Raw genomic sequence first — 25,356 nt, forward strand, 5'->3', positions numbered from 1 at the left:
AGCTGCTCGACAGCAACCATATTGCCTACGATTTGCCCGGTCGGTAGCTTTCGCGGCTACCGACCGGGCTTTTTGATACCAACGCAAAGAAAGGCCAGCGCGCTGCGTTTAACAGCGCGCCGGCCTTATCGGTTAAGCTATCGAAGCGTTCCTGCTATGAAGCGAAGTTCGTTGCAGAATCTACGCCCGGATCATTACATGTGCTTGCGACGACGATCGCCCAGCGTCACGCCCGCGGCCACGAGCGTAATACCGCCGATAACGAAGACCTCGCCCGCAAGCGCGGAGTCATCACCGGTCTGGGCGAGCGCAGCGTCCGCAACCTTCTTCTTGGCGACAGGAGCCTTTGCAGCAGCCTGCGCAACCTGAGGCTTGGCCTGCGGCTCGGCCTTGGGATGATACTTGTCGTACTCGGCCTGCGCGGCAGCCAGGGCATCCTTGGCATCTCCGAGCTCGGCCAGTGCAGCGGCATAGGCGTCGTTGGCATCGGACAGCTTGGCGTCGGCATCGCTCAGAGCAGCCTTGAGACCAGCGGCGGCATCGACGGCGGCCTTATAGCGAGCGTAGGCAGCGTTCAGCTTGACCAGCTTCTCGTTGCCCGTCGTGCCCGCGGCAAGAGAGGCCTTGTGGTCGACAACCTCAAGATCGGCCTTGAGTGCCTCGTCACTGGCAAGCTCGGCCTTGGCCTTGACGATCTCGAAATTCGCATCGACGACGGCTTCGTTGGCGGCCTCGAGCTGCTTCTGGGCATCGGCGACGCCGGCGACGGCAGCGTCATAGGCGACCTTGGCGTCGTCGACCGCCTTCTGGGCGCCGGCAAAGCGCTCGAAGGCCTTGTTTGCGGTGGCAAGCTCGTCCTCGGCGGCCTTGACCTTCGCCTGTGCGTCGGACAGGGCCTGCGTCTTGGCGGCAACTGCCTGCTTGGCGTCCGAAAGAGCGGTCGCGGCTTGCGTATCTGCGGTCTGGGCCTTGTCAACGCCAGCCTGGGCAGTGTCGTCGGCCTTCTTGGCATCGTCAAGCGTGCCCTGCTTGTTCGCAAGATCCGTCTTGGCGGCATCGCACTTGGCGGCAAGGTCCTTGACCGAAGCGGTAGCGTTGTCATACGCCTCTTTGGCCTGATCGGACTTTACCTTGGCAGCATCGCGGGCGCTGCGAGCCTTCGCCTTTTGAGCAGCGGCATCGGTTGCCTTTGCCTTGCCGTCAGCAAGCGTGACGTTTGCCTTATCGAGAGCTGCCTGGGCAGTAGCGGCCTCGCCCTTGGCGGCGTTGAGCTTGGTCTTGGGCGTATTGACGTCGATACCCTTGAGTTTGGCTTCGGCGGCGGTGTAGGCGGACTTGGCGGCAGCAGTAGCGGACTGAGCCTTCTCGTACTCGCCCTTGGCGGTGTTCATGTTCACATCGGCTGCGGTGAAAGCGTCCTGGGCGGCATTCTGCCCGTTTACAGCTGCGAAGTAAGCTTCCCTAGTAGTTCCAAAATTCTTCTGCGCCTCGGCGAGCTTGCCCTGAAGCTCCTTGAGTTGCGCCTTCTGCGCCTGCGTGCCGCCAGCGTTATAGGCAGAGTCGATGTAGTCGTTCACGAGCTTCTTGAACTCGGAGACAGTGAAATCCTTCTGCCCCGTGCTCCCGCTATAGTCGAAAACGGTTACCTCGGAATCGGTATTCTTACCGCTACCGGTCGCGATGCCGATAGCCTTCGCGCCGGCATCGATGATGTTTAGATAGTGCCCGCACTCATGGTAGATGCTGTTGTAGTGCTGGTAGATATAGTAGGAATCATATCGATGGCTTCCAAGTGCGTCACCATACTGCTCGACGTACTTATCGAACGCCTTTTTCTCCTGGGTGTAGAGACCGGTATATGGCCAGCCGAGGGTATCCTCGGTCTCGCCTCCGGTGTATGCCCCGCCGCCGCCTGCAAGATTCTCACCTTGATCGAAATAGCAGTTCGAGTGTCCCCAGATGTTCGATGAATATGATGTATTGAGGGCGGCTGCCGCAGTCATGCGGAGGCTGACGCTAAGCTCAGACTGGCCGTTCGCCTTGCGGAGGTTGTTCTGGGTATCGAGGTAGGTCAGGGCGTTACGCATCTGCTCCAAGGAGAGCGGATTGGTGTCGCGAGACATGTCCTGATCGACGTACTTGTCATACCAGTCCTGTTTCTCTGTCGTCCCCATGAGCATCGACGCGGCGGTACTTGCATTTGACTTCTGCTGGGCGGTGAAATCGCTGCTGTTGCTGATGTAGGCCATAAAGCCGAATATGCCCTGGCTGATGACTTCCTGGTCAACGGTCATGTTCGACTTGAGGTCGGCAATCTGCTGCTCAAGAGCCTCAACCTGGGCATTAGCAGCGTCATAAGCCTTTTCCGCGGCGTTCGAAGCGGCGCAGGCTGCCTCCCACTCGCTGCGCTTCTGCTTGCGAACTTCGACAAGCTTATCGTACTCAGCCTTCTTGTCGGCCTCGGTCTGCTGGGCCTGCTCGTATGCCGTCTTCGCGGCGTCACGCTTACTGGCCGCGTCCTTGTACTCCTTGTTTGCCGCATCGTATGCAGACTGGGCAGATGCCACGGCAGCGTTGGCGGCGTTGGCCTTCTGCTGGGCGGCGTCGACGGTATTCTGGGCCGCCTGCAGGTTCGCCTGTGCGGTGGCGTCTGCAGTCGTCGCAGCTTCGAGCGCGGCCTGCGCGGTCTTGAGCTCACCAGCAGCAGCGTTCTTGGCGGCCTCAAGCGCACTGAGGTCGACACCCGTACCCGAGACGGCAGCATCGAGCGCGGCCTGCGCCTGGTTGAACTTCTGCTGGGCGTTATCGCGCGCGGTGGTTGCGGCTGCGAGAGCAGCGGCAGTCTCCTGCTTCTTGGCCTGGGCGGAAGTCAGAGCGGCCTCAGTGTCCTTCTTTTCCCGCTGAGCGTTGGCCTCGGTAGCCTTGGCCTGGTCCAGATTGGCCTGTGCAGTAGTAACGGCCTTATTGGCGTCATCGAGCTTTGCCTGCGCGTCCTCGACGGCCTTCTTGGCGGCCTCGTACTCGTCCATACCCATGGCCTCGAGCTTGGCCTGCGCATCGTCGAGGGCCTTCTTGGCCTCATCCTGCTTTGCCTTGGCGTCCTTGAGCGCCTGGGTCTTATCCTCGACACTCTTGTTGGCTTGATCGAGCTGATCGTTCAGGTCGCCCAGCTTCTTCTGCTGCTGCTCGGTCTTTTCGACGGCGGCTTTGAGCTCGTCAATCTTCTCCTGGAGCGCGGCGACTTCTGCTGCGTTCTGCTCGATTTCGTTGTCGCTCACAGCCTGCGAGGCCTGATTCTTTTGCTGCTGCGCCTGCTTTTGAGACTGGCCCGCCGCGTCGGCCTTCTTCTGGGCGGCATCGTAGGCGGCCTGAGCGTCCTTGAGCTGCTTTGCCGACTCCTCGGCCAGCTGGGCAGCCGTCTTTACGACCGCTTGGTTACCGGCGGCAACGGTGTTCTCTACAGAACTACCCATTACAGTCTGAAGTGGGCCACCGATAAATTTCGATGGCGAGCATTCGGCGCATTGCCTACGATACGGGCAAGCCCCGAGGGGCCGCCGATCGGGCGCCTCCGGATGGCCGTCTGCCCCTGCCCCGTAGAGGGCCCGGGGGGTGTTGCCACCGGGGGCGCTCGCCGCTCCGGACGACTGATAGGAAACTGCCGGGCGCAAGCGCCACGGCCAGGTAATGTGGGTGTCGCAGGGAGGGGTTCCGATCGGCCTACCGATTGGAGGATAACACCGTGGCACCACCTAGAATGCCGGAAGCCGTCATCGGGCTCGATGTCGGGAAATTGTCCCATTGGGCATGCGTCGCGACCCGGGACGGCGAGATACTGCTGAGCGCCCCCGTCGCGAACAGGGAGGGCGATCTGGACTCGCTGTTCGGCCGCTTCCCCGACGCGCTCGTGGTCGTCGACCAGTCGCGCAACATAGGCGCCCTCGCGCTCGCCCGCGCCAAGGCGGCCGGGATGTCGGCGGCGTACCTACCGGGACTCGCGGCACACGGGGCCGCCAGGCTCTTCGCCGGCGACGCCAAGACCGACGAGCGGGACGCAATGGTCATCGCGAAGACGGCGCTGGGCATCCCCGACGCACTCCTGCCGGTCGGGGATCCGGGCCCGACGGTCGCGGCGGCGAGGGCGCTGGCCGCCCAGAGAAACTTCCTGACCTGCGAAAACACCAGGAGCAAGAACCGGCTGCGCAGCATCCTGCTGGAATCGTGCCCCGCCTTCGAGGCGTTGGTCGACCTGTCCGACGGTCCCCAGCTGAGGCTCATGGCATCCCTCGGCGGGGCCTGGTCGGTGGCCGACGCCGGGCCCCGCAGGGCGGCGGCGCTCACGCGCGGGGCGGCGCGCGGCAAGATCGAGGCCCTCGTCCGCTCGACGGCCTCCTCGACAAGGCCGGACGCGGCGGCCATCGCCGCCGAGGACCGGGCGGTGAGGCTGCTCGCGCGCAGGATCTCCGAGAACTCGGCGGAGATCGATGTGATCACGGCGGAGATATCCGCCCTCCTCGAGGGCGACGATACCTACCGATGCCTCCTGACGGTGCCGGGGATCGGCCCCAAAACCGCTTCCGAGCTCGCGATCTCCATAGATATCGAAGACTTCCCAAGCCACGACAGGCTCGCGTCGTACTGCGGCCTGGCGCCGCGCAACCGCCAGTCGGGGACCTCGATCTCCTCGGTGACGGCATCGCGCCAAGGCAACAAGAGGCTGAAGAACCTGCTCATATTCTCGTGCAACTGCCTTACCCGGACAGAGGGAAGATGGGGCGATTACTACGCTAGGTGCCGAGAGCGGGGCATGCCGCACGGCAAGGCGCTCAAGGCGCTGGCACGAAAGAGGCTGAAGGTCATCTACGCGATCATGCGGGACAGGGTGCCCTACGCCGCCTAGTCGAAGCGCTCCGAACAGATTGGAGCCCATCGGCCGAAAGGCCTGGCGTTAGCATGTCGCGATTCAATCTCGAAAACAGCATTGCCCAGTTGACAAAACTATAGGAACACCCCCCCCCTGAACAGAATCGCCGTTATCGGTTGATGGTGCGGCGATTGCCGCCAGCGGCGACATGAGCGGCTGAGCGATGAGGCCCGCCGTCAAAACGGTTGCGACGGCGCGGTTAGCAACGCCCTTGACGTTGACAGTCTTGGCCCGAGGCCCAAAGTGTTGTGGACTGTAGTTTGCCATGGCTTTCTCCCTTTGACACGGATGTATCCATACGTATCAAACGGTAGCTGTCGATTTTTGAATTCTGTTGCGCAACATTGGCGACCAGCGTATTTTTTGAAATTCACGCTCTCGTGCTTCACAGTTTCGTCACATTTGAAGGAGCTGGTGCATCATATTCTCGCGGGATGGAATTGAGCCTGTGATTTGCATTTGCTCCCGCGTCATCCGCCCTATCGGATTCCGCATCCAACAGACACCCCGCCCGCCACGGTGTAGAGTTAGGACAACGGGCGCGTTGCGCGGACCGCGCTGGAACGAGGTGGACATGGAACTCGACAAACAACAGATCAAGCGACTGCGCGAGCGTCATCATCGACGTCACGGCATCCGCCCCGCTCATAGCGAAGCCATGGAAAACATCACCCGCTTCCTCAAGCGCGCATTCAACATTCGCGAGGGACGCGCGCCCTATCACGTGATCCGCAAGCGTTTTGTAAACGGCGCGCGTCTGACTGGCTCTCACCTGTGTATCCTCATCATCGCCATGCTCATCGCAAGCATCGGCCTCGATATCGATTCGGACATCGCCATCGTGGGCGCCATGCTCATCTGCCCGCTTATGGGATCGGTCCTTGCCATGGCATATGGCATCGCCACGCTCGACCGCGAGATTACCGTCGAAGCCGTCGCCAGCCTTGCGCTGCAAATGGCCTTTTGCCTGGTCACATCCACGTTGTACTTTAAGCTCTCGTCCCTCGGCACCACCACGGCCGCCATCATCGACAATTCGACACCGACTGTGTGGGACCTTGCCGTCGCGCTCGCGGGCGGCTTTGCGGGCGGCCTAGGCAACTCGCGCGACCAGGAACCCGCCACGCTCATCGCCGGCGTGGCCGTGGCGACCGCGCTCATGCCGCCCCTGTGCGCGGCGGGCTACGGCATCGCCATCGCAAGCGGGTCGCTATTTCTCTCGGCGCTTTATGAGTTTGGCATCAACGTGGTCTTTATCGCGCTGGCGGCCGAAGCCGTATTGCTTCTTTTACGTGTACCGCTCAAGCGCGACCTCAACGGCGACGGCATTGTGACCGCCAAGGAAAACGCCGAGGTCGACGAGCTGTCACGCAAGGTGCGCCGCCGCATTATTGTGGGCACGGTAGTCTTTGCCATCCCCTGCATCGTTATGACCGCGGGTTCCATTGGCTCGGCGCAGGCCGGCGTGCAGGACGGCTACGGCGTCACCGAAACCACGCGCGAGCTTGCCGCGGTGCTGCCGGGTTTTAAAGATTACACCGTCGCCGTCGAGACCTCGGCTACCGAAGGCGAGGAAGAGGGCATCGTCGAGCGCGAGGTTGTCGCCCATGTGACAACGAGCGAGGCGCTCGGGGCGCACGACCGCCACGTAGCCCGCAAGCTCATCGACCTCAACGTGCCCGAACTCGACCGCGTGGAGTTCGATGTGAAGTGATGCCGGCGCGGGATGAATGCCTGCACGGACGCAAGTTACGACGAGGCGCAGATGCGATACGGACACGAGCAAATAGCGGGGTGCAGTTCACACCCGCGCCCCGCTCGCTGTTTTATTGCCGTGAATCAACTGTCCAGATCGACATCGCCAGACTCCACCGTAAACGCCGGATCGGTGCTCACAAGATAAAATCGGGTCACCTTAGTATCTCTAATTAGGTAAATCTGCCCCTGATTGCGTCGGCGCGATATATACGCAACGTGAACCGTACCGAATTCTTTGCCGTTTTCCTTCTTTAATACCAGGATGTTGGGGTCATCCGTACGCTTAAACTGCCCGTCTGTGCAGATTCCGTCTTGGTCGACCAGCTGCCATCGACAGTTGTCCTCCTCAAGAAAAGCCAGGGTTTCCAGACTCGTTTTGTCATCCCGATAGTAACCATCAATGGCAAACCCTTCGGAAGCACATTCCTGCATATAGGACGTTTCTCGGCTTATAGCAAACAGCCCTGTAGCGCCCAAGAGCACAGCCAGGCAGACCACTGCAAGGGTTATCGAAATAGCACGGCGACCCATGTTAGCCCAACCGATAGTTGTTTAACGGAGCACGAAACATACCTGGAACCTCCGATATCAGGGGGAACGTCGCCAGCAGGCTGGCGACAGCTATATGTTTATGATATCAAACCATATGGCTGCTACTCGCGGAGGGGGCATCGGCGAACGGCGTGTTTTCATACTCCCTTGATTCTCATTTTCATTGCAACAGCCTCAGGACTCAGCGCAACGCGTTGCGCTGAGTCCTGAGGCGCGAATCCGGGTAGGCAACCCCAGAGGGGCCGGAATCCCCCGGCCCGCGATGGAGGGAGGCCGGCATGTCCAGACCCAAGCCGTCCGGAAGGTCGTACGGGAGGCTCACGAGGCACGAGAGGAACACGGTCGAGAGGATGCTCGACCGCAACCGCAGCGCCCGCGAGATCGCCGCGGAGCTCGGCAGGTCGCCGTCGACCGTGACCAGGGAGGTGGCGGCGCACCGCTACGTCACCGCGCCGCGCTCGCGCTACGGCGAGCCCGCGCCCGCGGACCTGTCGGGGGCCTGCCCCAGGCTCTCCGCGTGGCCGAGGTGCTGCAACGGCTGCTCGCACAGGAGGGGCTACGGCTGCTCGAGGAGGCCCAGGGTGTTCTACAGCGCCAGGAGGGCGCAGGAGGCGGCCGACGCCGAGCTCTCGGCGAGCAGGTCCGGGATCGACGAGACCGAGGAGGGCGCCGCCGCCAAGCTAGCGGCCATCAGGGACGGGCTCGCGCGCGGGCTCTCCCCGCAGCAGATAGCGGCGACGACCCCCGGGCTCAGCGCCTCCACCGTCTACAGGTGGGTGGACGCCGGCTACGACGGCATGACGAACATGGAGCTCAGGCGCAAGGTCGGCTACAGGCCGAGGTCGCGCCGGGCCCCGAAGAGGGCGACGTCCCACTCGGCGCGCAGGTCGCACGCGTCGTTCCTCGCGCTCGGCGAGGACGCCTGCGCCGCGGCCTGGGAGATGGACACCGTCGAGGGCCCCAGGGGCGACTCCGCCAGGCTCCTCACGCTCCTGCACCGCCCGAGCCGCTTCCAGCTGGCCCTGCCGCTGCCGGACGGCACGTGCGCCTCGGTCCTGGCGGCGCTCTCCTCCCTGCGCGGGGTCCTCGGCGAGGACGGCGCGAGGCGCGCCTTCGGCGCCGTGCTCACCGACAACGGGAGCGAGTTCGCCGACGAGGGCGCCATCGCGGCGCTGTTCGGCGAGCGGGACGGCGAGACCAGGCTCTTCTACTGCGACCCCCGGCAGAGCCAGCAGAAGGGCGCGTGCGAGAAGAACCACGTGGAGATCAGGAAGCTGCTGCCCAAGGGCGCAGGGGCCAGGTTCGACCGGCTGACGGCGGCGGACTGCGCGCTGCTCATGTCGCAGGTGAACTCCGAGCCGAGGGGGGCGCTCGGGTTCCTGACGCCGGCGCGCGTGCTGCGGGCGGCCCTCGGGGAGGACGCCTCCGCCCTCATGGACGCGTTCGGGATAGAGGAGCTGGCGCCCGGCGAGCTCGACCTCACGCCCGGCTGCATCGACAGGGCCAGGGCCGCGAGGGGCGAGGGGCCGCTGGCGGGATAGGCGGCGGGCCGGGACATGGGCCGGAGGGCCCGTTGCGCTGAGTCCGGAACGGCTGCGCGGCGGGCTGGCGGAGCATGCGGCGGCGGCATGGGGGCACCGGCCTCCACAGCCTCTCCACCTGCGGAAACGAGGCGACGAGCAGGTGCCGGGGGCTATTTCCGCGTTGCGCTAGCTGCGGAAACGCGGGGCCCGTTCAGGCTGTTGCGTTGAGATTGAAAATCAACCTGTTTTCATACTCCATTGGTCAAACCTAAGCGCGGCCCTACAGCTCGTACTTGTACACGCGGTAGATGTACTTATCGGCTTCCATCTCGTAGGTGGCGATGGGCAGTCCGCAGCGATCATCTCGTCGTTTGGCAGATAGGTCACGCTGTGCTGGCCTGCGTTGAGCGAAAAATCGCCCTGGGCTTGCAGCAACTTGCCCTCAAAGCCCGAGCCGGCCCAAAACTCTGGCGAGCCCACGGAAGGCTGTAGCAAGGTCATTTGCGCAACATATGTCCAGCAAAAACGGGTGGTAGCCGGCACGGCTACCACCCGTTTGCCTCATATCTAGCCCAAAGCAGGCCAGTTACTTCTTAATGCCGCGTCCCAGACGCTCGGCGACCGATGCAACGGCCTCTTCGCTGGCCGGCCCGCAGCTCACGCAGCCGTCATGGGCGCGCATCTGGCCGGTGACCTCGTCCATCGCGAGCGGCGCCACCTTCTCGAGCTTAAAGCCCTTGCCGGCGCGCATGTTTTCCTTGGCCACGCTGATCATGAGCTTAATGCGGTTGAGCTGGTTGACCTCGGACGCACCAGGGTCGTAGTCCACCGCGACGATATTGCTCTCGGGGTGCTGACGGCGCAGCTCCTTAATCACGGCCTTGCCCACCACGTGATTGGGCAGGCACGCGAAGGGCTGCGTGCAGATGATATTGGGTGCGCCATGATCGATCAAGTCGAGCATCTCGGCCGTGAGCAGCCAGCCCTCGCCCATGTTGTTGCACACCGAAAGCACCGTGCGGGCCTTGTCGGCCATGGCGCCGATGCGCTCGGGAGCCTCAAAGCGGCGGGACTTTTCGAGCATCTCCTCCACCGGCGTACGCATCCAGTCCACGAGCTTGATGAGCGCCTGCATGCCCGCGCGCGTAGTGGCAGAGCTTCCCAGCTCGTCCTTCTGCAGCTCGGCGTTGCTCATGGAGTACAGGAAGAAGTCGAGCAGGCCCGGCACCACTGCCTCGCAGCCCTCGCGCTCGATGACATCGACCACGTGGTTGTTGGCTGTGGGATGGAACTTGACCAAGATCTCGCCAACCACGCCCACGCGCGGCTTGGTACCCTCGCCCACGAGCGGCATAGTGTCGAACGCGCGGATGGCCTCACGCGCAAGCTTGGTGTAGTTGTGCCTGTTGAACTTAGGCGCCAGCTTGCGGGCACGCGCCATGTACTCCTCGTAGAGTGCGTTGGCAGCACCGGGCGTTGCCTCGTACGGGCGGCAACGATAGAGCATCTGCATCATCACGTCGCCAAAGAGCACCGCGTAGACTGCCTGCTTAAGCAGCGCCGGCGTAATCTTAAAGCCGGGGTTGTCCTCGCCGAGCGCCACGGCCGAAAGCGAGATCACCGGAATCTCGGGGTGGCCGCTCTCGCGCAGGGCCTTGCGGATGAGTGCGATGTAGTTGGTGGCACGGCAGCCGCCACCGGTCTGGCTGATGACCACAGCTGTCTTGGACAGGTCGTACCGACCACTCTCGATGGCCTCCATAATCTGGCCCGTTACCAGAATCGACGGGTAGCAAATGTCATTGTTCACATAGCGCAGGCCGGCCTCGACAGCATCGTGATCGGTCGAGGGCAGCAGCTCCAAGTTGTAGCCGGCACCGCGGAACACCTCTTTGACCAGGTCAAAGTGAATCGGCGCCATCTGCGGGCACAGGATGGTGTAGCCCTCGTCGCGCATCTGCTCGGTAAAGGGCACCTTGGGCCACGCGGTCGAAGCACTCTCGCGCTGAGCCTCAAACGTGTACTTGCGGCTCGCGAACGCGGGGGCATCCGTGGAGGGCGCCACCGGCGCGGCATCGCCCTGCTCGTATGCCTCGCCCGCGGCCGTGGCCTCGGCCAGGCGCTCGGCCTCCTGGTCCTTAAGCGCGGCCATGAGCGAGCGGATGCGGATGCGCGCGGCACCCAGGTTGGATACCTCGTCGATCTTGAGCACGGTGTAGATCTTGCCGCTGGCTTCCAGAATCTCCTGCACCTGGTCGGTGGTCAGGGCGTCCAGACCGCAGCCGAAAGAGTTGAGCTGAATCAGGTCCAGGTCGTTGCGCATCGTTACAAAACGGGCGACGGCGTACAGGCGGCTGTGGTACATCCACTGGTCGACGACGCGAATCGGACGCTCGGGCTTTACCAGATGCGCGAGCGAATCCTCGGTAAAGACCGCAAAGCCAAAGCTCGAGATAAGCTCGGGCAGGGCATGGTTGATCTCGGGGTCGTTATGGTAGGGACGACCGGCGAGCACGATGCCGTGACCGCCGTGGTCCTCGACCCACTTAAGGGCCTCCTCACCCATGGTCTGGATGTCCTCGTGGAAACGCGCATCGGCCTCAAAGGCAGCGTTGACGGCGGCATCGACCTCAGAGCGCGTGATCTTGGGTCCACGCACGCGACCGCGACCGGCTTGCGCATCGGCCACACGGTCGACGGCGAGCACCTGGTACAGACGGCGCTTGAGCTCGGTCTTATCGTGATAGGGCACAAACGGGTACAGGAACTCGATGTTCTGCTCGCGGATCTCGTCGATGTTGAGTGCCAACGCCGTGGGGTAGCTCATGACGATGGGGCAGTTATAGCAGTTACCGGCGGTCGGATCCTCCTTGCGCTCCCAGCGCACGCACGGCATCCAGATAAAGTCGACGTCACGGTCGATAAGGTTCATCACGTGGCCGTGGCTCATCTTGGCCGGATAGCACACGCTCTCGGACGGCATGGACTCGATGCCCGCCTGGTAGGTCTTCTTACTCGACTGGTCGGACAGCTGCACGCTAAAGCCCAGGCGCGTAAAGAACGCATGCCAGAAGGGGTAGTTCTCGTACATGTTGAGCGCGCGCGGGATGCCGACGGTGCCGCGCGGGGCCTCGTCGGGGCTCAGGACCTCGCGGTTAAAGAGCAGCTCGTTTTTCTTTTTGAAGAGGTTGGGGGCCTCGGTCTTCTGCTTTTTGTGGCCGGCGCCCTTCTCGCAGCGGTTGCCGGTAATGAAGCGCCTGCCACCGCCAAAGTCGTTGACGGTAAGCTGGCAGTTGTTGGAGCAACGGCCGCAGCGGACATGCTTTTGCGTCACGGTGAGGTGCGCGATGTCCTCAGCCGAAAGAATGGTCGAGGTGCCGTCGGCGCCGGCGCGATCGCGGGCGAGCAGGGCCGCACCGTAGGCGCCCATGCAGCCGGCGATGTCGGGACGCACGGCATGAACGCCGGTGAGCTGCTCAAACGCGCGCAGCGTGGCATCGGACATAAAGGTGCCACCCTGGACGATTACCTGGCTGCCGATCTCCTTGGGATCGCGCAGCTTAATGACCTTGAACAGGGCATTCTTGATGACGGAATAAGACAGACCTGCCGCGATATCGCCCACCGTGGCGCCTTCCTTTTGCGCCTGCTTGACGCGCGAGTTCATAAAGACCGTGCAGCGACTTCCCAGGTCGACCGGGGCTTTGGCATGGATGGCGGCGTTGGCGAACGCGCGCACGTCCATGTTCATAGAGACGGCGAAGCTCTCGATAAAGCTACCGCAACCCGACGAGCAGGCCTCGTTGAGCATGATGTGCTCGATGACGCCGTCCTTGACGCGCAGGCACTTCATGTCCTGGCCGCCAATGTCCAGAATGAACTCGACGCCGGGCAGGAACGCCTTGGCGCCGCGCAGGTGCGCGACGGTCTCGATCTCGCCGGAATCGGCCTTGAGGGCCTCGATGAGCAGCGCCTCACCGTAGCCCGTGGTGGTCACGTGGCCGATGGTGCAGCCCGCGGGGATGTGGTTGTAGAAATCGGCCATGATGACCTTGGCCGTGCCTAGGATGTCGCCGTTGTTGTTGCCGTACCAGGTGTGCAGCAGCTGACCGTCCTCGCCCACGAGCGCGGCCTTCATGGTGGTGGAGCCGGCGTCGATGCCGATGAACACGCGTCCGGTGTAGCCTTCGAGCTTGCCCTTGGGGACGACCTCGGTGTCGTGGCGGGTCTTGAACTCGGCAAAGTCCTCGTCGGTGGCAAAGAGCGGATCCAGACGCTCGACCTCGGCACCCTGCGTGTCACCCAGGGCATCGATGGCCCCGATGAGCTGCGGGAACGTGCTGAGCTTGTTGGACTCGTGCGCCATGGCGGCGCCGCTCGCCACAAACAGGTGAGCGTTTTGGGGCACGATACGGTGCTCCTCGTCCAGATTGAGCGTGAGGTAGAAGCGGTGGCGCAGCTCGGAGAGATACTGCAGCGGGCCGCCCAGGAAGGCGACGTTGCCGCGGATGGGACGGCCGCACGCCAGGCCCGAGATGGTCTGGGTCACGACAGCCTGGAAGATGGAGGCGGCCACGTCCTCGGGGCGGGCGCCCTCGTTGAGCAGCGGCTGCACGTCGGTCTTGGCAAAAACGCCGCAGCGGCTGGCGATGGGATAGATGGTGGTGGCGTTGGCCGCGAGCTCGTTGAGGCCGCTGGCGTCGGTGTGGAGCAGGGTTGCCATCTGGTCGATGAACGCACCCGTGCCGCCGGCGCAGGTGCCGTTCATGCGCTGCTCGATGCCGTTATCGAAGTAGATGATCTTGGCATCCTCGCCGCCCAGCTCGATGGCGACATCGGTGGCCGGGATGAGGGTCTCGACGGCACGCTTGCTGGCGATGACCTCCTGGACAAACTCCAGGTCGAGCCACTGGGACAGCAGAAGGCCGCCCGAGCCGGTGATGGCGCAGGTCATCTGGGCCGTCGGCAGCACGGTCGCAGCGCCCTCGAACAGGTCGCGGGCGCAGGCACGGACGTCGGTGTGGTGGCGCTGGTACTTGGCGTAGACGATCTGGTTGTCGTCGTTGAGCACGGCAAGTTTAACGGTGGTGGAGCCCACGTCGATGCCCAGGTGCAGGTTGCCGCGAGCGTTCTCGGGGTTGAAGATCGCGCCTTCGGGGGCGTGGGCGGCGGCTACGGGCTCGGCAGCGGTAGCGGGCTCGCTGGCGACGGACGTCTCCCCTGCCGCGTTCTTGGCATCGGCAACTGCCTCGGCAACTTTCTCGGCAGCCGCGGTCGCGGCCTTCTGCGCGGCGTCCACCACGGCGGGCGCGGCCTCGCGTGCGGCAGCGACCATGCGATCCTTGATGCCATCGACGAGTTTGCTCATTATCTCTCCTCTTAGTTGTTGGACTCGACGGTTGCGGCGGTGTCGGCCGTATCCTCGAGCTGCAGGTTCAATAGCTTCAAGCCGTATTCCGGCACGTTGATATCGATGGGTTGACCATATAGGTCGCCGGGACGCACAAAGGCGATAACCGTCATAATGCGTGCCATGGCCTCGGGCGATTCGGTGAGGCCGTGCTCAAACCAGCGCTGAATCATGCCGACCTCGGCGCTCACGACGTAGGTAACGTAGTAGTCAAAGAACGTGCCCAGCGCCAGGCCCAAAATGCCCGTCTGTGCACGAGGCACCACGGCCTCACGCGCGGTGTCGATAATCTTCTTAATGAAAGCCTGGTCGCCGCCCGGGCCCAGCAGCGATCCGATTAAATCGCGGTTGGCCGCAAGGTAGCGCAGCAACTCAACCGAACCGGGCGCCGGCTCGAGCTCATCGATGTTGTGATAGAGATCGGGCAACTGAGCTGCGGTGATGAGCTCAATGCGCTCGCGGATCTCGGCCAGCAAGCCGTCCTCGATTTGATTGATAAAGTCGGGAATATCGCGGTAGTGCGAATAGAACGTGCGGCGCGTAAGGCCAGCGCGCTCGGTGAGCGACGCGACATTAATGTGCGAAAGGTCGCCGCTTTCGGCAAGCTCGCTGGCAAGTGCTTGGCGTAGGGCACGCTGCGAGCGAAGGGACCGGCGATCACATTTCTCGAGCTGGGACAAGCGTCCTCCTTGTTACTCAGTCTGCGCGCTATTGCACAGTGCGAGTATTATTGCACACCGTGTGTATCAACACGTAAAGGCAATATTTTGGATGTGACAAAGGGGCTGTCCCTTTGTCACATTCAGCGACCGCCTAGGTTGTGCCAGTTGTGCCTGGCTTTTGAAGCGGCATTGCCGATTGTTCAAAATGTCATTCGTGGGTAGAATAGTGTCGACGGCAGCCCAAGTTCTGGAAAGCTGGGCAGCGCCGTTGTTTGCATTAGGGGGTCAACGCCTTAGCGGCGGCGACCCCTTCTGTTGCGCTTCGAACGCTGCTTGAGTGCCTCGGAAAGGCCGACAAGTGCCGTGAAGAACGAGACCAAAGCGGTCAGAAGTCTCACGAAATCAATCAAATCGGTCATGGGCATCACCTCCCATCAGATGGAGGGCGCTGCCCGGCACATGGAACTGCCGCCAACAGTATCAATTCTATCAAAGCGCAGTTAGATATGCGAATGTTTGTTCGTATTTCAAGAGACCAGCTTCACCTGTGACAAAGGGGCTGTCCCTTTGTCACATTATTCGATTACGGTGCAGGAATTCTGCTTGCGCATGGTGGCGAGCATGTGTTTGGGGACGGCGTGGACCATGCAGCTGCCGATAGTCGCGCTCGCGGCGGCCTTGGCAGCATCGCTTGCGTTTTTGGTCGCGTAGCTGTGGCGGAAGCGTTTGAGCATGGCGATGTCGTTGCCGCCGTCTCCGTAAACCGCGACCTCATCCTCGGCAATGCCGTAGTAGCCCGCCAGCCAGGCCACGCTCTCGCCCTTGTTGCACGCCACGTCCGTGATCTCGAACATCACCGGATCGAACGGCGCGTTGACCACGCGGTCGGAGCGCTCGGCAAGATACGCCTTAAGGTCACGCTCCAGCTCGGGCGAGGTTACGCGACAGTTGATCTTACACACATCGTGGCGCAAGATGTCACCGATCGACTGGTCGAAATACTGCTCCTCGTGATAGCCGCCACGTGCACGCATGCCGCGCATCACGATGCGCTTGACAGGACTGTCCTTTTTAAAGCCCGCCTGGTGCATCTCAAACGATCCGCTCGAGAACATGCCGTCAGGCGTGGAGCAGTCGAAGCAAATGTCCGGGAACGCCTTGAGCAGCTCCTCGGTAACCTGCGGGTCGATGGTCCAGGTCTTGAGCACTTCGCCATGGCTGTTGCGCACGATGGACCCATTGGAGCAGCAAGCGTCAAGCGCCAGGCCCGTAAAGCCATGCTCGCCGATCGGCAGCGTCGAGCGTCCGGTCGCGGGAACCACATGCAAGCCAGCCTCGGTCAGCTCGCGAATGGCACGGCGGATGGTCCCATCCGCCTCATGCAGGGCGTTCAGCAGCGTTCCGTCTAAGTCACTCGCAAACATCTTGATCATGGGCATGCCTCTCCTTCGTCTGCACGATATTGTAGACGAGAACGGGCGCGCCCCAAGAGAGGCACGCCCGTCAGGCGAAAGATTGTCCTACACCGCAGAGGGGCCATGTTCGCCGGTGCGGATGCGGATAACCTCCTCGACCGGCTCGACCCAAATCTTGCCGTCTCCAACGGCACCGCAATCTTGGAAACGGCGCGGCAACGGGCGCGAAACCAACGGGAAATACGCGAGCAAGGAAGCCGTGAGCGCGCCCGTCCCGGCTAGTGGCGGAACAGCTCGCGGGCTCGGTCACGAAGGTCGGTAGCTCGGATGACGCCCTCGTAGCGGTTGATACGCAAGCGCGGGAAGGCATTGAAGAAGCGCAGGTCGCGGCGGCTGAGTGACACGCTCGGCACCGGACGGCTTATGCGCTTGCCGGCAAGGCGACGACTGAGCGACGGACGCGGCATGCTCGGCGCGGCATCGGCCACGCAGCGGGCAGCAAGTGCCAGGCCGCGAGCACCATCCGCGATAAACGTCGGCATTGAAGCCTTCTCGCGCAGGGCATCGAGCGCGGCGTCACCCAGCTCGGCCAGCCACGCGTTAACGGCACGGCTACGGATGTGCGTCTGTGTCACCGAGTCAATCGTCGATTCGGGAATGCGCTCGAGCATTGAGTCCGAGGCATCGGCAAGCGACTCGTTGATGCGGTCGGCAAGGTCGGCCCGGACGCGCTCCAGCTGATCAGACAGACGCCGCCAGCTCGCCAATGAGCACAACGCGTCGACCATCATCGCGACCGCGACGATAAAGGCGGACAACCGCACAATCAGCACCGGCAGATGGCCAAGCAGCCCCAGCAATGCCGGCTCCACTAAACGGCAAATGCACAACGCACCCAGGCCAAACGCGCAGGCCCAGTACAGACAGATACGTCCGTGCAGGTTAAACGGCAGATGCGAATAGTCCCAAAAGCGAGCGCCCGTTGTTTTTTCCAACAGCACGCCTACGCTGTACTCAATCACGCTGCATACGAGCGCTGCAGCGACAAACTGGCTCGGGGCATCCGGAATCCCGCGCAACAGCAGCCAGCAGGCAATGCCGCCCGCGCCATAGATAGGGCAACACGGTCCCAGCAAAAAGCCGCTGTTGGCAAAGCGTCCGTGGTTGAGCATGGCGCAGACTGTCGATTCCCATGCCCAGCCGCAAAAACCGTAGAAGGCAAACGAGAGCACCAGTGCCGAAAGCGGGCAGGCGGCAAGCGTCGCGCCGTCAAAGGACATGTCGATTGCGGTCCCCACCGTCTACCCTCTCCTCTTTTCACTCGATGCTTTACTCACGCTATCGTCCGTCTCGTCCTTGCGCGGCAGGCGGCCGGCGACCGTCTCACGCAGAGCACACCATTTATCCGCCAGACAAACAATCCACGCCTCGCGACACGTCGGCGGCACCGGCACCAGCGGAAACATATGCCGCACGATAATATTCCGCTCTCGCGGCGTCAGCTCAAAATCTTCCTCGGCACGCGCCAGGGCAAAAAACGGATGTCGAAATCCGTGCAGTCGATGGCTCGGGTCGGGGTCGTGCCAATCATAGAGAAAGTAGTCGTGCAGCAAGGCCCCGCGCAGCAGCGAGGCACGGTCGATCGAAATGCCAGCACGGCCCAAGTGCTCGGCAAAGGACAGACTTGCCCGTGCCACCGAGGTCACATGTGCATAGACCGTCACGTCGCCATGCTGGATAAACTCGCGCGTCAGGTCCAAGCGGCCCGCCTGGGCGAGCTGGCGGGCGGCATCGTCGACCTCGTGCGCGATTTTCTCGGCACGAACGGCATCGGACATGCTGCCTCCTTCCAGCGGCTCACGGCGGCAAGCCACGGCCTGCACGTATTGAAAAAATCATCATCGAATCTATCAGTATGGCATCGGACAAAACGTTTTGCCCCACCAGTTGGCGAATTACCGCGCCGCCGTCACATATCAAACGCCAAAATGTGCGAGACTGTCTTGTGCAATTGTGTCGGCCGAGGGAGCGCCGGCGCTCGATTCGCATGGAGTAACCCACAACGATGCTGCTTACGCAAACGACAACGCCCGAGGACGTCAAGGCTCTTAATCGTGCCGAGCTCCCGCAGCTCTGCGACGAGATTCGCCACGCCATCCTCGAAAGCTCCGCCGCCGTCGGCGGGCACGTTGCCCCCAACCTGGGCGTCGTTGAGCTTACGGTCGCGCTCCATCGCGTGTTTAACTCCCCTATCGACAAGATTCTCTTTGACGTTTCGCACCAGACCTACGCCCACAAGGCGCTGACTGGGCGCGCGTACACTTATATCGATCCGAAGCGCTTTGGCGAGGCCTCTGGCTTTGCCAATCCCGACGAGTCCGAGCACGACCTGTTCGCCATGGGCCATACCTCCACGTCGGTGAGCCTGGGCTGCGGCCTGGCGCACGCTCGTGACCTGGCGGGCGATGCGTACAACGTCATCACCATCATTGGCGACGGCTCGCTTTCGGGCGGCCTGGCGTTTGAGGGCTTCAACAATGCCGCCGAACTCGACAGCAACCTGATCATCATCGTCAACGATAACGACCAGTCCATCGCCGAGAACCACGGTGGCCTCTATCGCAATCTGGCCGAGCTGCGCGCCAGCAACGGCACCTGTGAGCGCAACGTTTTCCGCGCGATGGGACTCGACTACCGTTATTTGGACGCCGGCAACGACGTGTTGGCCCTAGTCGACGCGCTGCAGGAACTGCGCAATATCGATCATCCCATCGTGCTGCACGCCTCCACCGCCAAGGGCAAGGGCTTTGAGCCGGCCCAGAGCGACCCCGAACGCTGGCACCACGTGGGTCCGTTTGACATGGCGACCGGGCGCAAGCTCTGCCCGGGCCATCCGAGCGAGCCTGCGCCGCGCACCTACGCCGACATTACGGGCGAGGCGCTCAGCGCCGCCATCGAGCGCGATCCGCAGGTCGTGGGCATCACGGCCGCCACACCCTACATCATGGGCTTTACACCCGAGCTTCGCGCTGCCGCCGGCAAACAGTTCGTCGATGTGGGCATTGCCGAGGAGCACGCCGTGACCTTTGCCACCGCGCTTGCGCGCTCGGGCGCCAAGCCAGTCTTTGGTGTGTACGGCACGTTTTTGCAGCGCGCCTACGACGAACTCTGGCACGACCTGTGCCTCAACGACGCCCCGGCAACCATTTTGGTGTTTGGTGCGTCAATCTTTGGCACCACGTCCGAGACGCACCTCTCGTTCTTTGATATTTCCATGTTGGGCGGTCTTCCCAACATGCACTACTTGGCGCCGGCCTGCATGGAGGAATATCTGTCCATGCTGAGCTGGTCGCTCGACCACCGCGAGCATCCCGTGGCAATCCGCGTACCGGGCATCGGCCTGGTAAGCCGCCCCGACCTTGCGCCCGCCGAAGACACCGACTACAGCGCCGTTCGCTACAACGTGGTGCGTCAGGGCCGCGACGTTGCCGTGCTCGCGCTTGGCGATTTCTTTGAGCTGGGTGAGCGCGTGGCAAACCGTCTGACTGCCGAGTACGGCATCGAGGCCACGCTCGTCAACCCGCGCTTTGCAACCGAGCTCGACCGCGAGTTCCTCGACAGTCTTGCCGCCGAGCATCGCGTCGTCGTCACCCTCGAGGACGGCATCTTGGACGGCGGCTGGGGCGAGCGCGTGGCATGCTATCTGGCATGCACGCCGTTGCGCACGCGCACCTTTGGCATCGCCAAGGGCTTTCCCGACCGCTACGATCCCAACGAACTGCTCGCGCAGAACGGCATGACGGTCGAGAACATGGCCGCCGAAACCGTAAGGCTACTCAACGAGTAAGAAAACCTCCGCAAGGAAAGCATCCCTGCGGAGGTTTTTATTTTCGCGACGCGATTATCTCAATCTGTAACATCTATGGCCTGAATTCCCGTCTAACTGTTACAGATCGAGACAAGACGTCTTAGTCCCCGACGTTTGTCTCAATCTGTAACAGATAGGGACCTTTTGGCCGTCCAGATGTTACAGATTGAGACATTCGAATTCCCCTGAAGAGAAAATCTCGATCTGTAACAGTTACTCGGCAAAAATGGCTGCAGATGTTACAGATTGAGACAAAGCAGCAAGGCATGCCACCGCATCGGCCAGGACCACCACAAAGGTGCCTGTCCCTTTTTGGTAGGTAGAATTACCCATAAGGTAAGTATGTTTCTGAGTTATTTCGTGTTGACCCATTTGAGCGCGATAGGGTATAACTCTACTCAACCGCTAGGGATTTTATTGAGAAAGGTGTTCTACCATGAGCAAGAACCTCTCCCAGCAGGTCGTTCTCGACCGCCGCGGCTTCGTTGCCGCCACCTTCGCAACCGTCGCCGGCCTTGGTCTTGCCGGCTGCTCCGACACCAGCGCCGAGGCCGACAAGGGTTCCGCCGCCGGCTCCTCCAAGGGCTCCGAGGATACCGAAGTTTCCGCCACGCTCGACGCTAAGGCGTTCGACAAGCTCGTCGACAACGGCCCCAAGGCCGATGACGACGCCATCGCCGCCAGCACCTGGGCTACGGCCGTCAAGGACGCCGGCGTCTTTAAGATCGGTGGCGTTCAGACCTCTACGCTCTTCTCCCTCCTCAACGAGAAAGACGGTCAGACCCGCGGCTTCGACGCCGGTATCGCACAGCTCCTGTCCAACTACATTCTGGGCGAGAACAAGGTCGAGATCACCCAGGTGACCTCGGACACGCGCGAGTCCGTCCTGCAGAACGGCCAGGTCGACGCCGTCTTTGCCACCTACACCATCACCGACGAGCGCAAGAAGCTTGTCTCCTTTGCCGGTCCCTACTACTACACCCAGCAGGCTATCCTGGTGCTCGCCGATAACGACGACATCAAGAGCGTCGACGACCTGGCCGACAAGAACGTCGCCGTCCAGTCTGGCTCCAACGGCCCCGCCATCCTGGAGGAGTTCGCTCCCAAGGCCAGCCAGCAGGAGTTCAAGACCGACGAGGAGGCCCGCCAGGCACTCCAGCAGGGTCGCGTTGACGCCTATGTCATCGACAACAACATGCAGCAAAGCGCCCTGGTCCGCGAGCCCGGTAAGTACAAGATCGCCGGCAAGCCCTTCGGCAGCAAGGAGCCCTACGGCATCGGCCTGCCGCTCGATTCCGACGGCGTCGCCTTCGTTAACGACTTCCTTAAGAAGATCGAGGACGATGGCACCTGGACCGAGCTGTGGCAGATCTGCATTGGTGACCGTACGGGCGACACCAATGTTCCCGAGCTCCCCGAGGTCGGCGCCTAAGCTCGCAAGCTGGGCATCAGCCGCTGCGAAACCATACGGAAACGCACGATTCGCTTTATTGCGCTAAACTGTTTCCTCACTGAGTTGTCGGGGCTTCCGTACACACGGGAGCCCCTTTCCTTATCGGCGGGAGGTCCGCATGAGTCTCTCCGAGCTCTGGTCGCTCTATGGCCAGAACTATATCGACGCGCTGCTAGCAACCTGGGGCATGACGCTTGAGTCGTTTGCCATCGCCATGGTGCTGGCTGTCGCCGTCACCGTGATGCGCGTGTCGCCGCTCAAGCCGCTGCGCGTCTTTGGTGACCTGTATGTCCAGGTCTTCCGTAACATCCCCGGCATCGCGCTGCTTATCATCGTCGTCTATGCGCTTCCGCCGCTCAAGGTCGTCCTGCCCTACCGCACCTGCGTTATCGTCGCCACGGTCCTTTTGGGCTCGGCCTTTGGTTCCGAGAACTTTATGAGCGGCATCAACACCGTCGGCGTCGGCCAGGTGGAAGCCGCCCGTTCGCTCGGCATGAGCTTCAGCCGTATCCTCGCCAAGATCGTGATTCCACAGGCACTGCGCTCAAGCGTGCTGCCCATGACCAACCTCTTTATCGCCGTCATGCTCACCACCGCGCTCGGTAGCCAGGTGCCGCTTAAACCGCAGGAGCTCACCGGCGTGGTGAGCTACATCAACACGCGCTCGCTCGGCGGCGTCGTCGCGTTCTTTATCTCGGCACTCGGCTACCTGGGCACGGCCTTTGTGGTGAGCCACATTGGCAACTACATCGATAAGAAGGTGAGGATCCTCCGATGAGCAAGCATTCCTCCCCTGCACTTACCATGCGCGATGCGCTCTACGAGGCTCCCGGCCCCAAGATGCGCGCCAAGATTCGCATCGGCACCGCTATCTCGCTCGTTGCCGTCGCCGTGCTCGTCGCCCTGGTACTGCAGCGCTTTTATGTGACCGGCCAGCTTTCGGTCCACTATTGGTATTTCTTTACGCACCTCACCACCTGGAAGTTCTTGCTTGCCGGCTTTGAGGGCACCGTTAAAGTCGCACTCACCGCTGGCGCCATCGCGCTGGTGCTGGGCCTAGCCCTTATGCTCGGCCGCACCAGCGACATTAAGCCGCTCCAGCTGGTTTGCCGTGTGCTCACGGATTTCTTCCGCGGCGTGCCGAGCCTGCTGTTCATCTACTTCTTCTTTTTGGTGCTGCCCCAGTACAAGATCTCGCTGCCGTCGTTTTGGATGCTCACGCTTCCCGTCGCGCTCGCTGCAGCCGGCGTGCTGGCCGAGATTTTCCGCGCCGGCGTCAATGCCGTGCCGCGCGGCCAGGTCGAGGCCGCCCAGGCGCTCGGTCTCTCCAAGGCCAAAATCACCTTTAAAATCGTGTTGCCGCAGGCTATTCGGTTTATCATTCCGTCGTTGATTTCGCAGCTTGTGGTCGTAGTCAAAGACACCACCGTCGCCTATGTGGTGAGCTACCCCGACCTCATGCAAAACGCCCGCGTGCTCATTACCAACTACGACGCCCTCGTGTCGGTCTACCTGGTAATCGCGGTCATCTACATCCTCATCAACGTCGCGATCAACAAGGCCGCTGTCTATGTTTCGCACAAGACCGGCGCGACCATCATCCGCTAACGCTTTACCATTTCGAGTCATAAGGAGCCGAGCACCATGGCACAGAGCACCTCTTCCACCGGCAATCAGCCGCTGATCGAGCTCAGACACGTCGATAAGCACTATGGCGATCTGCACGTCCTCAACGACATCAATCTCTCGGTCGACCGCGGCGAGGTCGTCGTTGTGATTGGACCCTCGGGCTCGGGCAAGTCGACCATGTGCCGCACCATCAACCGTCTGGAAACCATCGACTCGGGCGAGATCCTCATCGAGGGCGAGCCCCTGCCGCAGGAAGGCAAGGATCTTGCCCGCATGCGTGCCGAGCTGGGCATGGTGTTTCAGCAGTTCAACCTGTTCGCACATATGACCGTCCTGCAGAACGTCATGCTGGGACCGGTCGACGTACTGGGTGTCTCCAAGGACGAGGCCCGCGAGCGCGCCATGGACCTGCTGGGCCGCGTGGGCGTTGCCGAGCAGGCCGATAAGGTGCCCGCACAGCTTTCGGGCGGCCAACAGCAGCGCGTAGCCATCGCCCGCTCGCTTGCCATGCAACCCAAGGCCATGCTTTTTGACGAGCCCACGAGCGCCCTTGACCCCGAGATGATCAACGAGGTGCTCGAGGTCATGGTCCGTCTAGCCCAGCAGGGCATGACGATGATCGTCATCACGCACGAGATGAACTTCGCACGCCGCGTTGCCGATCGCGTCGTGTTTATGGCCGACGGCCAGATCGTGGAAACCGGCACACCCGACGAGTTCTTCGACCATCCCCAGACCAAGCGCGCCCAGGACTTCCTCAACTCCATCAAGGGGCACTAGCCAGCCACCCCGTGGGGCAAATCCATCGGAAGCGTTGTCCCACGTCTCTCATGCGCCCTGTCACCTTCAGATTCGAAAGCAACACCTATGATCGGAACCCGCACCTCATCGTCCTACACCCCGCACGTCGACGTCGCCCCCGCCGACCGCCCACTCATCCTCGTCGCACCGCGCTGGGAAGAGGCAAAGCCGTTTTTAAGCGAGACGCTCTCCCCCAACGAGGAAATCGCAAGTGTCTTTGTCGATGCCATCCTTGCCGCCGGCGGCCTACCGCTGCAGATGTCCATCACCGAGGACATTGAGGTTATCCGTCATTACGTCGATATCGCCGACGGCATCGCCATTCCCGGCGGCCCGGACGTCAACCCCAAGCGCTGGGGCGATGATCGACCCTACGACCCCACCCTCTGCTGCGAGATCCGCGATAGTTTTGAGTTTAAGCTGGTCGACGAGGTACTCCGCGCCAAGAAGCCGCTCTTTACCACCTGCCGCGGCACGCAGCTGCTCAACGTCGCCACCGGCGGCACCCTGTGCATGGACGTGCCGAGCCTGGGTGCGCGCGAGGGCCGCACGCAGTGGCGCCACACCCACGTGCTCAACGACCCCGTGCACCCTGTCGAGGTCATGCCGGGCTCGCTGCTGGAGCGCGCGGTTGGCGGGCACAGGCTGATCCAGACCAACTCGGCACATCACTGCTGCGTCGATCGTCTGGCTAAGAGCACGCGCTTGGTCGCCAAGGCAACCGATGGCGTTCCCGAGTGCATCGAGGTCGAGGGCCAGCCGTTCTGCTTGGGCGTGCAATGGCATCCCGAGTACACCTGGCAGACACTCGAGACCGACTTTAACCTGTGGAAGTCGTTTGTCGAGGCAGCGGCAAAGGTTAAGCAGGCTCGCTAGCTCGCGAACCGCATAACAGATAAGGGCGCCCCGCCGGCCACATGGTCCGGCGGGGCGCCCTTTTGCCTATACGCGGCAGGCACACAGCCCAAGGCTCACAACCTCTTACTCGCCCGCCTCGCGCAGAGCCGACATCGTAGCCGCATATTGCTGCTGCAGCGCATGCATTCCCTCGCGAGCGTCGTCAACGGCATCGGCGCCGCGCAGCGCCTCGGTCACCACGACCGCCGGCTCGTACAGATTATCAAATCCCAGGTTCTGGCTCACGCCCTTGAGCGTGTGCGCTGCCATAAACGCACCTTCGGCGTCTCCTGCCGCCATGGCGGCCTCCAGCTTGTCCATGCTCTCGTCATCCAAAAACTTGAGGGCAAAGCGGGCAAGCATTTCCTCGCCCATCAGCCGAGCGCACGCGTCATCATAATTAGCGCCGATCTTCTCATACGCCTCACGCATGGAAATCATGGATTAAAACTCCTTTGGTCAAA

At 62.2% G+C, this 25,356-nt stretch carries 18 protein-coding genes; 9 read left to right on the forward strand and 9 right to left on the reverse strand.

Annotated features, from left to right (window positions below; genetic code table 11):
• Positions 1-194 precede the first annotated feature (194 nt).
• Positions 195-3,473 (reverse strand): CAP domain-containing protein, encoded by a 3,279-nt coding sequence (locus LCQ44_RS01415; protein ID WP_225093867.1) that lies wholly within the window; start codon positions 3,471-3,473, stop codon positions 195-197.
• 269 nt (positions 3,474-3,742) lie between these two features.
• Between LCQ44_RS01415 and LCQ44_RS01420 the strand changes: the two genes are divergently transcribed.
• Both LCQ44_RS01420 and LCQ44_RS01425 read left to right on the forward strand, forming a co-directional pair.
• Complete coding sequence (locus LCQ44_RS01420; protein WP_225093533.1) at positions 3,743-4,900, forward strand: IS110 family RNA-guided transposase; 1,158 nt, start codon at positions 3,743-3,745, stop codon at positions 4,898-4,900.
• A gap of 598 nt (positions 4,901-5,498) precedes the next feature.
• Positions 5,499-6,638 carry a DUF389 domain-containing protein gene (locus tag LCQ44_RS01425; RefSeq protein WP_225093868.1) on the forward strand — a complete coding sequence of 380 codons (1,140 nt, stop codon included), beginning with the start codon at positions 5,499-5,501 and terminating at the stop codon, positions 6,636-6,638.
• A gap of 125 nt (positions 6,639-6,763) precedes the next feature.
• On the opposite strand, the gene LCQ44_RS01430 is transcribed toward LCQ44_RS01425, so the two are convergent.
• Positions 6,764-7,213: a hypothetical protein gene (locus LCQ44_RS01430; protein WP_225093869.1), complete on the reverse strand. Its 450-nt coding sequence runs from the start codon at positions 7,211-7,213 to the stop codon at positions 6,764-6,766.
• Positions 7,214-7,512: 299 nt separating this feature from the next.
• Here LCQ44_RS01430 and LCQ44_RS01435 point away from each other — a divergent pair, with 299 nt between their 5' ends.
• Complete coding sequence (locus LCQ44_RS01435) at positions 7,513-8,775, forward strand: IS30 family transposase (RefSeq protein WP_225093555.1); 1,263 nt, start codon at positions 7,513-7,515, stop codon at positions 8,773-8,775.
• Between the two features lie 568 nt (positions 8,776-9,343).
• Here LCQ44_RS01435 and LCQ44_RS01440 read toward each other — a convergent pair.
• The 6 genes from LCQ44_RS01440 to LCQ44_RS01465 all read right to left on the reverse strand — a co-directional run bounded on the left by LCQ44_RS01440 (position 9,344) and on the right by LCQ44_RS01465 (position 18,082).
• Complete coding sequence (locus LCQ44_RS01440; protein ID WP_225093870.1) at positions 9,344-14,125, reverse strand: 2-hydroxyacyl-CoA dehydratase; 4,782 nt, start codon at positions 14,123-14,125, stop codon at positions 9,344-9,346.
• Positions 14,126-14,136: 11 nt separating this feature from the next.
• The gene (locus tag LCQ44_RS01445; protein WP_225093871.1) at positions 14,137-14,847 is read right to left on the reverse strand and encodes a TetR/AcrR family transcriptional regulator; all 711 of its coding nucleotides are present in this window, start codon (positions 14,845-14,847) and stop codon (positions 14,137-14,139) included.
• Positions 14,848-15,122: 275 nt separating this feature from the next.
• Entirely contained in the window at positions 15,123-15,248 is a 126-nt protein-coding gene (locus tag LCQ44_RS09995; protein WP_022094649.1) for a hypothetical protein, read from the reverse strand.
• Positions 15,249-15,404: 156 nt separating this feature from the next.
• Positions 15,405-16,262, reverse strand: a complete 858-nt coding sequence (locus LCQ44_RS01450; RefSeq protein ID WP_225093872.1) for an HAD-IIB family hydrolase — start codon at positions 16,260-16,262, stop codon at positions 15,405-15,407.
• 260 nt (positions 16,263-16,522) lie between these two features.
• On the reverse strand, positions 16,523-17,542 hold the full coding sequence (locus LCQ44_RS01460; protein WP_225093873.1) for a putative ABC transporter permease: 1,020 nt from the start codon (positions 17,540-17,542) through the stop codon (positions 16,523-16,525).
• A 3-nt stretch (positions 17,543-17,545) separates the two neighbouring features.
• Positions 17,546-18,082, reverse strand: a complete 537-nt coding sequence (locus LCQ44_RS01465; RefSeq protein WP_225093874.1) for an HD domain-containing protein — start codon at positions 18,080-18,082, stop codon at positions 17,546-17,548.
• A 227-nt stretch (positions 18,083-18,309) separates the two neighbouring features.
• Here LCQ44_RS01465 and LCQ44_RS01470 point away from each other — a divergent pair, with 227 nt between their 5' ends.
• The 6 genes from LCQ44_RS01470 (at position 18,310) to LCQ44_RS01495 (ending at position 24,871) form a co-directional block, all read left to right on the forward strand.
• Positions 18,310-20,091 (forward strand): 1-deoxy-D-xylulose-5-phosphate synthase, encoded by a 1,782-nt coding sequence (locus tag LCQ44_RS01470; RefSeq protein WP_225093875.1) that lies wholly within the window; start codon positions 18,310-18,312, stop codon positions 20,089-20,091.
• 457 nt (positions 20,092-20,548) lie between these two features.
• Positions 20,549-21,544, forward strand: a complete 996-nt coding sequence (locus tag LCQ44_RS01475) for a glutamate ABC transporter substrate-binding protein (protein ID WP_225093876.1) — start codon at positions 20,549-20,551, stop codon at positions 21,542-21,544.
• Positions 21,545-21,683: 139 nt separating this feature from the next.
• Positions 21,684-22,343: an amino acid ABC transporter permease gene (locus LCQ44_RS01480; protein WP_225093877.1), complete on the forward strand. Its 660-nt coding sequence runs from the start codon at positions 21,684-21,686 to the stop codon at positions 22,341-22,343.
• A complete protein-coding gene (locus LCQ44_RS01485) occupies positions 22,340-23,173 on the forward strand; it encodes an amino acid ABC transporter permease (RefSeq protein ID WP_225093878.1) in 834 nt (277 codons plus the stop codon). Before LCQ44_RS01480 ends, LCQ44_RS01485 begins: the two co-directional genes overlap by 4 nt.
• Positions 23,174-23,209: 36 nt before the next feature.
• Positions 23,210-23,974, forward strand: coding sequence for an amino acid ABC transporter ATP-binding protein (locus tag LCQ44_RS01490; protein ID WP_022094659.1), 765 nt, complete (start codon positions 23,210-23,212; stop codon positions 23,972-23,974).
• An 87-nt stretch (positions 23,975-24,061) separates the two neighbouring features.
• Positions 24,062-24,871: a gamma-glutamyl-gamma-aminobutyrate hydrolase family protein gene (locus tag LCQ44_RS01495; protein ID WP_225093879.1), complete on the forward strand. Its 810-nt coding sequence runs from the start codon at positions 24,062-24,064 to the stop codon at positions 24,869-24,871.
• A gap of 105 nt (positions 24,872-24,976) precedes the next feature.
• Here the strand turns inward: LCQ44_RS01495 and LCQ44_RS01500 are convergent, their stop codons facing one another.
• A complete protein-coding gene (locus LCQ44_RS01500) occupies positions 24,977-25,333 on the reverse strand; it encodes an Hpt domain-containing protein (RefSeq protein ID WP_195240810.1) in 357 nt (118 codons plus the stop codon).
• Between the last annotated feature and the right edge of the window lie 23 nt (positions 25,334-25,356).

It is taken from the genome of Collinsella aerofaciens (genome assembly GCF_020181355.1).
In the GTDB taxonomy this organism is placed as follows: domain Bacteria; phylum Actinomycetota; class Coriobacteriia; order Coriobacteriales; family Coriobacteriaceae; genus Collinsella.

Bases quoted from the DNA above. Each gene is read 5' to 3' on its own strand.
- LCQ44_RS01415 (WP_225093867.1), bottom strand. From the start codon at position 3,473: ATGGGTAGTTCTGTAGAGAACACCGTTGCCGCCGGTAACCAAGCGGTC.
- LCQ44_RS01425 (WP_225093868.1), top strand. From the start codon at position 5,499: ATGGAACTCGACAAACAACAGATCAAGCGACTGCGCGAGCGTCATCAT.
- LCQ44_RS01430 (WP_225093869.1), bottom strand. From the start codon at position 7,213: ATGGGTCGCCGTGCTATTTCGATAACCCTTGCAGTGGTCTGCCTGGCT.
- LCQ44_RS01435 (WP_225093555.1), top strand. From the start codon at position 7,513: ATGTCCAGACCCAAGCCGTCCGGAAGGTCGTACGGGAGGCTCACGAGG.
- LCQ44_RS01440 (WP_225093870.1), bottom strand. From the start codon at position 14,125: ATGAGCAAACTCGTCGATGGCATCAAGGATCGCATGGTCGCTGCCGCA.
- LCQ44_RS09995 (WP_022094649.1), bottom strand. From the start codon at position 15,248: ATGACCGATTTGATTGATTTCGTGAGACTTCTGACCGCTTTGGTCTCG.
- LCQ44_RS01450 (WP_225093872.1), bottom strand. From the start codon at position 16,262: ATGATCAAGATGTTTGCGAGTGACTTAGACGGAACGCTGCTGAACGCC.
- LCQ44_RS01465 (WP_225093874.1), bottom strand. From the start codon at position 18,082: ATGTCCGATGCCGTTCGTGCCGAGAAAATCGCGCACGAGGTCGACGAT.
- LCQ44_RS01470 (WP_225093875.1), top strand. From the start codon at position 18,310: ATGCTGCTTACGCAAACGACAACGCCCGAGGACGTCAAGGCTCTTAAT.
- LCQ44_RS01475 (WP_225093876.1), top strand. From the start codon at position 20,549: ATGAGCAAGAACCTCTCCCAGCAGGTCGTTCTCGACCGCCGCGGCTTC.
- LCQ44_RS01480 (WP_225093877.1), top strand. From the start codon at position 21,684: ATGAGTCTCTCCGAGCTCTGGTCGCTCTATGGCCAGAACTATATCGAC.
- LCQ44_RS01485 (WP_225093878.1), top strand. From the start codon at position 22,340: ATGAGCAAGCATTCCTCCCCTGCACTTACCATGCGCGATGCGCTCTAC.
- LCQ44_RS01490 (WP_022094659.1), top strand. From the start codon at position 23,210: ATGGCACAGAGCACCTCTTCCACCGGCAATCAGCCGCTGATCGAGCTC.
- LCQ44_RS01495 (WP_225093879.1), top strand. From the start codon at position 24,062: ATGATCGGAACCCGCACCTCATCGTCCTACACCCCGCACGTCGACGTC.
- LCQ44_RS01500 (WP_195240810.1), bottom strand. From the start codon at position 25,333: ATGATTTCCATGCGTGAGGCGTATGAGAAGATCGGCGCTAATTATGAT.